The following is a 5,755-nucleotide window of genomic DNA, read 5'->3' on the forward strand; positions in this document are numbered from 1 at the left end:
AAAAGAGATTATAAATATTCAAGTACCGAAAAAAGAACATGTTCAAACAACTGAAAAAGAGGATGCTGAATCTCAGTTAAGCTTATTTGACGATCATCAACCGGTAGTTAAAGAAGTTGTTAAAAACCATCCTGTCATTGATCAATTAAAAGGACTAAATATACTAGAATTAAATCCTATGGAAGCATTTAATTTATTATATGAACTTCAAAAGCAAGTTAAAAATTAAAAGAAGGCCAATTGGCCTTTCTTTTTATTAAAATTATGATAATACCTTAATGTACTATACCTTTTTTATTGTTTAGTGCATTTATTTAGAGAGGAGGTTCACTAATGTCAAAGATACAGAAGTTAGATGAAATTTTAGCCAATCAAATAGCGGCAGGTGAAGTTGTAGAACGTCCTGCATCAGTTGTAAAGGAATTACTTGAGAATGCAATTGATGCGATTAGTACACGTATTACAGTCGAAATTAACGATGGTGGACTCTCACGAATTTTTGTAAGTGATAATGGCGAAGGGATGACAAAGGAAGATAGTATTCTTGCATTTGAGCGCCATGCAACTAGTAAAATAAAAGATGAAAATGACTTATTTCGAATACGTACATTAGGCTTCCGAGGTGAAGCATTACCGAGTATTGCATCTGTTAGTTATGTTACAGTAAAAACATCAACTGATGACGGACCTGGAATTGAAACAATCTTAAAAGGTGGCGTATTGCAATCCCAAAAAGAAATTGCTAAATCAAAAGGGACAAGTATTGAAGTTTCAAATTTATTTTTTAATACTCCAGCAAGATTAAAATATATGAGAACAGTTCAAACAGAATTAAGTAATGTGACAGACGTTGTCTATCGATTGGCATTAGCAAATCCACAAATCGCTTTTGATTTGAAACATAATGATAAATTAATGTTCCGTAGTAATGGAAATGGCGACGCAAGACAGATTCTTGCATCATTATACGGTCTACAAATTGCAAAAAATATGGTTCATTTTAAAGGCGAGTCATTAGACTTTCAAATTGAAGGCTATTTATCAATGCCGGAATATACACGAGCAACTAGAAACTATATTTCACTATATGTAAATGGTAGATATGTAAAACACTATGGCGTAAACAAATCAATTAGCGAAGGTTATCATACTTTGCTACCAATTGGCCGTTTTCCAATCGTTTCGTTATTTATTAAAATGGACCCTCAATTAGTCGATGTAAATGTACATCCAACTAAACAAGAAGTTCGTTTTAGTAAAGAGGATCAATTATTTACATTAATTACCGAAAGTATAAAAAAAGTTTTTAGAGGTCGTTCCCTAATTCCAGAAATAAAGTCAACAGTTCCAAAGGAAAAGATATTTAGTGAACAATCAACATTTTCGTTCGAACATTCTTCTATAAAAGAAGACGTAGAAAAGAAATTACCATTCTCGCTTCAAGATCGTTTTACTATTAATTCGAATTTATCCAATGAGACTAATGAAACAATAAAGGAAGAAAATACAACTGAATTCGATTCATTTACTCAAATTGATTCATCAACTCCAACCGATTATGAGAGTCTGTATTTTGAAAAACATGAATCTAATAAAGACGTAGGATATTCAAATTTTGTAAATGAAGACGACCAACCTAATATAGAAGAAACAGTCATTGTGAACGAAGAAGTGTATGATGAGCAAAATATAGACCAACTACCTCCTTTATATCCAATCGGGCAAATGCACGGAACGTATATTATTGCTCAAAATGAAAAAGGGTTATATTTAATTGATCAACATGCTGCACAGGAACGTGTTTACTATGAATATTTTAAGGAAAAAATAGGGGAAGTTGCATCAGAACTACAAACTTTATTAATTCCGATCACATTTGATGTTTCACCAGAGCAAGCTATTTTATTAGACCAATACCAAGATGAACTCCAAGAAGTTGGATTATTTATCGAGAAGTTCGGATCAAATAGTTATGTCATTCGTGAACATCCAAATTGGTTTCCAGAAGGCCAAGAGGATACATTAATTGATGAAATGATTCAAGAACTATTAAAACGCGGAACAATTAATATAAAGAAACTACGCGAAGAAAAAGCCATCATGATGAGCTGTAAAGCGTCAATAAAAGCAAATCAATATATAACAAGCGATGAAATTTTTAATCTATTAGAATCGTTGAGAAAATCAAGCAATCCATTTACATGTCCTCACGGTAGACCAATCGTTATCCATTTTAGTTCATATGAGCTTGAGAAAATGTTTAAGCGTGTTATGTAATATTGAATTATTAAAGTGCTGTAGTCCCATAAATCAGGTTAACTGAATATGGGACTACAGCACTTTTTTTAAATGATAATTTTAATAAGCAGTGGGTGGTATTTCTACTGCTCTCGGCATATTGAAGTCGATGGTTTTTATAAAATTTAGCAGAGTTATATCTGTTTTTTATTCGATTTAGTATGAAGTGCGATTTTCAGATTTTATTTGCAGTTCGTTGTTTTTAAGCATTTTGATACAAAAGTTAAAAAATGGGCATTCTTATTAGCACTGCCTTCCAAAAATATTTTCAACGATACTGCTTATGGGCAAAATAAGTTTATTCTTTTTTGCAAACTTTCTAAGACTTCTTCTGGAATTTTCTTTATCTTGATATCTTCACCTAAATATAGTAGCCAATTTGTAAACTCGGTTAATTCTCCAGAATTTTTAACATTTATATAAGTTCTTATAATAGCTGTGGATTGGTATGGATTTGTATAGGAAATTGAGACTTTTAAAGGATGGTACTTTTTAAACTGAGCAATCGCCATTGGACCAAGTTCAACTATAAGATTAATTTCTTCTTCCTGTTTACTTAGTTTTTCTAGAATTATTTTTTTACTTAATCTTTTTTTTGTATGGTGTGGAATGACATCAATAAGATGATCGACTGGGAAAATCTTTTTCTTTTCTTCCAACAAGTCAAAACCTTCAATTAGCCAAAAGCCTTTGTCATGATATAGGTGCAATAGATAAATCGGATAAGAAATGGATTCAAACTCTTCTTTAATGGTAATCAATAAACAAGTATCCAATAGAAGGACATGGATGAGTTTTTCTAACATTGGATGAGGTAAGTCTGATAGATCAAGTAAGTCGGGATTTTTTGGATTGGTCCCTTCAAAAAGCAATATTTGATTTAAATGAACAAGTTCATCTTGTTGGTTTTCAGTGATAAGACCAAGTAATTTTTCTGTTAAAGATTGACGACTTTTTAGATAAGGAAGTTGTTTATTTCTTGTGGCCATAAATGCAATAAATAGAGCTTTTATCTCATTATCTGTAAAGCGAACAGTTGGGAGGACAGAGTTGTTTAGAACAAAATATCCCCCATCTCTTCCAACTTCAGCGACAAGAGGCATTCCCATCGCTTCAATTTCTTTGACATCTCTTAATGCAGTTGAACGAGAGATGTTAAATTCTTGCATGATTTCTGAAATTGTGAACTTTGCACGATTGTTTATATATCGCATGATGATATTAATACGTTCAACTTTTTTCATCTGTATCTCCTAAACAGTATCATTTTTTGACATGATTTAAGTTTATTATAAACGTATCAGCTGATGAAATAAATCGCTTGATAAATTTAAAAAAAGGAAGGTTTTTAATATGACAAATTATAAATTAGAAGAAAAAGACAGTTTTAGAGTTTTAGGTATTGGAATTGAACTTAAAAGCGATTATACAGATTATGTAGGGATCAACAAAGAAAAGGAAAACTTCTGGGGGGCTATTAAAGAAGATGGTAGATTGAACGCTTTAAAAGCCATAGCTACAAATGACTATATTTTTTCTGTGAACGAAGCTGTAAATAACAAGATGATGCATTATGCTGGGGTCATGACAGAGGCAACAGTTCCTGAGGAATCTAGAGATATTCAATTCCCGAAAGGAGAATACCTAGTTGTAGAAGGAGAAGGGAATACAGCTGATGAATTGTGTAATAACCTTGCTGGCATCGCCTTTGGTCAAGTATTACCAGAAGTAAAGGATTTTGCCTATGTTGGTGGGCCAAACGCAGCGGTTATTATGGGAAATCGAAACGGCTTAGTCTTTGGAGAAATGTGGATTCCTGTTGTGAAGAAATAAACTTGAGGTTGTAGTCGGTAAACTGGCTGGATCAATTAGGGGCTCATTTTTTATTATTAAAGGTGAATATTAAATTATAAATTTCTGGTGTAGAATACAATCGTATGTTTTACATTTAAATAGTAAAGAAGTATGGACGGTTACTGACTTTGTTCATACTTCTTTTTTTTGCTTGTATGCAGCCTACTAATTAATTTTGTCTAGATCTAAATAGACCCAGCTGTCTCCCCAAAAAAGTTAACTTTTGGCACCCTCTTGTAAAATGCTACTTAACAACTCCAATTACCAAACTATCATATCCTTTTAATCCAACAGTCTGAATTGCTGTAGTGTCAATACGAGGGTCAGCAGCTAATAGATCCATTAATTGTCGTACACCCTTTACATATTCATCTTGACTCGTTTCATAAATTACCTCTCCGTTTCGAACGACATTATCGACAATAATTATTGCGCCAGGACTTGCTAATTTTAATGCCCATTTTAAATAGTCAGGATTATTTGGTTTATCGGCATCAATAAATATGAAATCAAATAAAGGCTTTGATTCTTTTAGAGTTGGTAAAGTATCTAACGCTTTTCCTATAATAATATCAACTTTTTCTTGCAATTTTGCTTCTATGATATTTTGTTTGGCAACTTTTGCATGCTCATGGATAATTTCTAAGGTTGTTAATTTCCCATCTTCGGGAAGTGCACGAGCTAACCAAATACTACTATATCCACCTAAAGTACCGATTTCTAAAATGTTTTTAGCGCATTTAATTTTTGCTAATAGATAAAGTAATTTACCTTGAGTAGGAGACAAAATAGATACTAGGTAGGCCTGCTTGATAATTTGCAAGTAATACATTTTCTAAGATAGGATCATTCGGAATTAGTTTTTCGATAAAATATTCATCAACATCGTTCCAAATTATGTTATTAGGCAAGATTACTTCCCCCTTACTTTGTACCGTTTCAAAAAAGTATATGGTATTGTTTTATAAAATCCTTCTACAGGAAAAAAGTCATACACATGAAGATTATTAAGTGTGTACACAAAGTACATTAAACTTGAGTTTAGTCTGAAATTAGTACTTAATCGGTTTGTTTTGCAGAATTGCGTTTGCTAAAATAGAATGGAAGTAATATTAACCAGTAGAGGAGATTTTTATATGATTAATAAAATCGGTAAAGTTACTGTTTATGTGGAAGATCAAGAGCAAGCTAAAGATTTTTGGATTAATAAAATGGGGTTTGTTCTAAAATTAGAAATGCCAATGGGACCAGATGCTAAATGGATTGAAGTAGGTCCAAGCGAAAGTGAATTTACTACTTTAGTTCTTTACTCTAAACCTTCGATGGAACAATTTAAACCAGAAAAAATAGCTCATCCATCTGTACTTTTTAGCACAACGGATATTGAAGCTGCTTATGAAAAAATGAAACAGAATGGCGTAAAAGTCGATGATCTGATGAAAATGCCATACGGTTCAATGTTTAATTTCTACGATCAAGATGGTAATGATTATTTATTAAGAGAAGACAAATAATACATAATAAAAAGAGTTGTTTCCATTTAGAGAAACAACTCTTTTTTAATTAAATAAGATGTTCGAATTTTACTCGTTTATTTAAATAG

At 32.0% G+C, this 5,755-nt stretch carries 5 protein-coding genes and 1 pseudogene; 4 read left to right on the forward strand and 2 right to left on the reverse strand.

Annotation, left to right across the window (positions count from 1 at the left end; all coding sequences use genetic code 11):
• Both CN514_RS25820 and mutL read left to right on the forward strand, forming a co-directional pair.
• On the forward strand, positions 1 to 229 hold a 229-nt coding region (locus CN514_RS25820), incomplete at its 5' end, for a hypothetical protein (protein WP_176525967.1).
• Between the two features lie 104 nt (positions 230 to 333).
• Positions 334 to 2,277, forward strand: a complete 1,944-nt coding sequence (gene mutL, locus CN514_RS18790; protein ID WP_098233915.1) for a DNA mismatch repair endonuclease MutL — start codon at positions 334 to 336, stop codon at positions 2,275 to 2,277.
• A gap of 302 nt (positions 2,278 to 2,579) precedes the next feature.
• Here mutL and CN514_RS18795 read toward each other — a convergent pair whose 3' ends face one another.
• The gene (locus CN514_RS18795) at positions 2,580 to 3,542 is read right to left on the reverse strand and encodes a helix-turn-helix transcriptional regulator (protein ID WP_098233916.1); all 963 of its coding nucleotides are present in this window, start codon (positions 3,540 to 3,542) and stop codon (positions 2,580 to 2,582) included.
• Between the two features lie 109 nt (positions 3,543 to 3,651).
• On the opposite strand from CN514_RS18795, the gene CN514_RS18800 reads away from it, so the two are divergent.
• Complete coding sequence (locus tag CN514_RS18800; RefSeq protein WP_098233917.1) at positions 3,652 to 4,131, forward strand: GyrI-like domain-containing protein; 480 nt, start codon at positions 3,652 to 3,654, stop codon at positions 4,129 to 4,131.
• A gap of 265 nt (positions 4,132 to 4,396) precedes the next feature.
• Here the strand turns inward: CN514_RS18800 and CN514_RS18805 are convergent.
• A pseudogene (locus tag CN514_RS18805) lies at positions 4,397 to 5,063 on the reverse strand (O-methyltransferase).
• Positions 5,064 to 5,288: 225 nt separating this feature from the next.
• Between CN514_RS18805 and CN514_RS18810 the strand changes: the two are divergent.
• The gene (locus CN514_RS18810; RefSeq protein ID WP_098233918.1) at positions 5,289 to 5,666 is read left to right on the forward strand and encodes a VOC family protein; all 378 of its coding nucleotides are present in this window, start codon (positions 5,289 to 5,291) and stop codon (positions 5,664 to 5,666) included.
• The last annotated feature ends 89 nt before the right edge of the window (positions 5,667 to 5,755 follow it).

The organism is Bacillus sp. AFS001701 (assembly GCF_002559405.1).
In the GTDB taxonomy this organism is placed as follows: domain Bacteria; phylum Bacillota; class Bacilli; order Bacillales; family Bacillaceae_G; genus Gottfriedia.

Excerpts from the sequence above, each read along its gene's own strand:
- mutL (WP_098233915.1), top strand. The coding sequence starts at position 334 with ATGTCAAAGATACAGAAGTTAGATGAAATTTTAGCCAATCAAATAGCG.
- CN514_RS18795 (WP_098233916.1), bottom strand. The coding sequence starts at position 3,542 with ATGAAAAAAGTTGAACGTATTAATATCATCATGCGATATATAAACAAT.
- CN514_RS18800 (WP_098233917.1), top strand. The coding sequence starts at position 3,652 with ATGACAAATTATAAATTAGAAGAAAAAGACAGTTTTAGAGTTTTAGGT.
- CN514_RS18810 (WP_098233918.1), top strand. The coding sequence starts at position 5,289 with ATGATTAATAAAATCGGTAAAGTTACTGTTTATGTGGAAGATCAAGAG.